A 2,980-nucleotide genomic window follows, 5' to 3' on the forward strand; every position below is an offset into this window, starting at 1 on the left:
TACCGCCCGCGCAGCGGGCGGTATGCTCTCTGGTTTTGGTTTTTAATTATGCCGAACTACATTATAAGCAGTCCTAAATTATTGTTAGCTGTCGCCAATTGTAACCTCCAAAGATAATTGGCGACAGCTATCTCTTACGCTGCTTGTATAAAACCCAAGAAGAGAAAATTGGGCTGTGCTAACGCGAGGGGCGACAGCCTTTGCCAAAGAGATATTAACTAGGCGATCGCTTTGTCAAAGGCTGAGCGATCGGGCAAAATTTTGAAAACATTATTCATTTTGGTGAGATCCATCAGGATTTTGATCTGATCGTTGAGAGAGCAGAGATATAGTTCTGCGCCCTTAGCTCTTACCCCTTGAAGCGTAGCTACCATTGCCCCCAATCCCGAACTATCCATAAAAGTAATATGGGTTAAGTCAATCAAAATTATTTCTACACCCTCATTCAACTTTTCACCAACCTCTTGACGAATTTGGCTACCTGTAACGCTATCGATAATATTTTTTGGCTCTAATACAAGAACTGCATCACTCATTTTTTAATCCTCACCGATAAATTTTGACAAAGAACAATTGATATTCTTCATGATTTTACTGAGTAGTAAGAAAGCCTATGATTTATAGATATATCACCTTGTTATGAAATAAACCACAATATATTAACTATATTAATAATATTAATTTGGAGTTTGGGGGTGATGGTTTTCATGACTTGCTTGCTTACAAACATTTTAAGCCCATTAGTATTCCTCAAAATACCTCGATTATTAATCAATTATTAATAAATTATTAATAAATAAATTGCAGTATTCCTAAATTTAAAAAGGTATCCCCCCTCTTTTCTCAAAAGATGCTATTTCTCAAAAGATTTTGAGTCTGATCTTTGATCTCTGCATATAAAGAGTAGGTATTAAAGCCTCAATTGTCAAGAGATGATATGCCCAGATAATTGTGAGTTTATCGGGTGTTTTTTCTATTGATTGAAATTAGCTTCATCAGTTGAAAAATTGCGAGGGATTTATCATCGCCGATCGCGAAAAAGTGAATGGGCAAATAGAGCAGCTTGAGTGCGATCGCGCAAATTAAGACGACTTAGGATATTGGTGACATAATTTTTAACTGTATTCTCAGACAGGAAGAGAACCTCAGCAATTTCTCGGTTGTTAGAACCCTCGGCGATTAATTTGAGTACCTCTAATTCTCTAGGGGGAAGTTGAGCCAATGCCAAGGATAGCGGCGTATTAGGTACTGTTGGCTCAGTTACAGTTAGGGCTTTTTCAAATAATCCTGGACCGAGGTGAGTATGTCCCTTATAAATGGCTCGAATTGCCATAGCTAGTTCGTCGGGTTCTGTGTCCTTGAGTAGATAGCCCTTAGCGCCTAATCGCATTGCTTGTGACACATATTCATCATCATCGAAGGTGGTAAGAATTAAAATTTTGCGATCGGGCGATGCTTTCAAAATTTCCCTTGTTGCGGCAACCCCATCCATGACGGGCATTCTGATGTCCATCAGGATGATATCGGGCTCTAAGCTGGAGATTTGTTCGATCGCCCTTTGCCCATTTTCTGCCTCGCCCACAATTTGCATATCATGGTTGGATTCAAGCATTGTTTTGAGTCCTTGACGAATAATATGCTGATCATCAACTAACAGAATTTGAATCATAGAGGTATGCAATTTTGAGGTTATTCAGTGGCAAGTCAATGGAGAGACGACAACCCACCCCTGGTTGACTATCGAGCAGAAATTGACCGCAAAGGGCTGAGGTTCTTTCTTTGATCCCCTGTAAACCAAATCCTGTCGTGTTTTGACTAGGGTTAAATCCTCTCCCATTATCAACTATTTCGAGGTGCACAAATCCACCCTGTTGATTTAGCTCTAGCCTTACGTTTTTTGCTTGTGCATGTTTGTAAATATTTGTTAGTGATTCCTGCACGATCCGATAAACCGCCGTATTCATTTCAGGCGGTAAAGCTTGCTCTAAATGAATATTGTCTAATACTTCGATCCCTACTTCAACGCCAATGGTTTGTTTGAAGTCAGTGATTAATTTAGCGATCGCTGTTTCTAGGGACTTGCCATGTAACGGATTGGAGCGAAGTACAGAAACAGATTTACGGACTTCTAATAGAGCCTCTGCACCCAGTTTTTTAGCTTGTTTGAGGGCTACAAGCGCTTGTTCGCTTTTGTTCTCCCAGAGAAGTAAGGCATTATTGATCTGAATCGTCTGTGCTGATAAAGTATGCCCGAGTCCGTCATGAATCTCGCGAGCGATGCGATTACGTTCTTGTAATGTTGCTTGATCCTCAATCCTTAGGGCATATTGGCGTAATTGGTGATGGGTCATTTCTAATTCTTGATATACCGTTTCCAGTTTCTCTCGACTCCGCCGCTCGGCAATTAAAGCGTTAATGAGTAGTAAGGCAAAGATCAGCGTTAAACAAAACAATATGATATTGCTGTAGCGCCAGTCCCAGCCTGTTTCAGTTAATCGGTATCTATCGATAATAATTGGTTTCGATAATAATAGATAGCTGTAGGATAGAAGTGATAACAGTAGAATTACCATTTGACCCAACTTTTTAAAAATCAGGCAACTTCGCATCAGGATAATCAGACAGAATAGAAAAAATGGACGGGTAGCTAAAACTCCTTGTATTTGACTTGCTGGTAGGAGGATTAACCCGAACTCTAGAGCTGTATATAATGAGCTTTTGAGAATATTGTCTTTAGGTAGCTTTAATCCCATTAGTCCAAAGGCAAATATTGCTAACAGTTGGAGCGTGACAGTCCATTCCCAATGAGGGGGGATAATCACTTCCATAATTATTGCTGTAGCTAATAGTAGCCATTCCAACTGAAGCAAAAGACGAAAGGATGGGTTTGAGGAATTCATGGGATTATTCCAGCGTGATAATGCTTTTTTCTTGAAAGCTAAAATCTAAAACCAGAGAGAGTACCGCCCGCGTAGCGGGC

3 protein-coding genes are annotated in these 2,980 nt (G+C 40.1%); all 3 read right to left on the reverse strand.

All coding sequences use genetic code 11. The features are described 5' to 3' along the window. Positions 1 to 218 precede the first annotated feature (218 nt). Entirely contained in the window at positions 219 to 536 is a 318-nt protein-coding gene (locus tag PSE7429_RS22625) for an STAS domain-containing protein (protein ID WP_009629730.1), read from the reverse strand. 485 nt (positions 537 to 1,021) lie between these two features. Further along, complete coding sequence (locus tag PSE7429_RS22630; protein WP_009629731.1) at positions 1,022 to 1,669, reverse strand: response regulator transcription factor; 648 nt, start codon at positions 1,667 to 1,669, stop codon at positions 1,022 to 1,024. After that, positions 1,647 to 2,900, reverse strand: coding sequence for a sensor histidine kinase (locus PSE7429_RS22635; RefSeq protein ID WP_009629732.1), 1,254 nt, complete (start codon positions 2,898 to 2,900; stop codon positions 1,647 to 1,649). Before PSE7429_RS22635 ends, PSE7429_RS22630 begins: the two co-directional genes overlap by 23 nt. Between the last annotated feature and the right edge of the window lie 80 nt (positions 2,901 to 2,980).

Origin of the sequence: Pseudanabaena biceps PCC 7429 (genome assembly GCF_000332215.1) — a bacterium.
Classification (GTDB): Bacteria; Cyanobacteriota; Cyanobacteriia; order Pseudanabaenales; family Pseudanabaenaceae; genus Pseudanabaena; species Pseudanabaena biceps.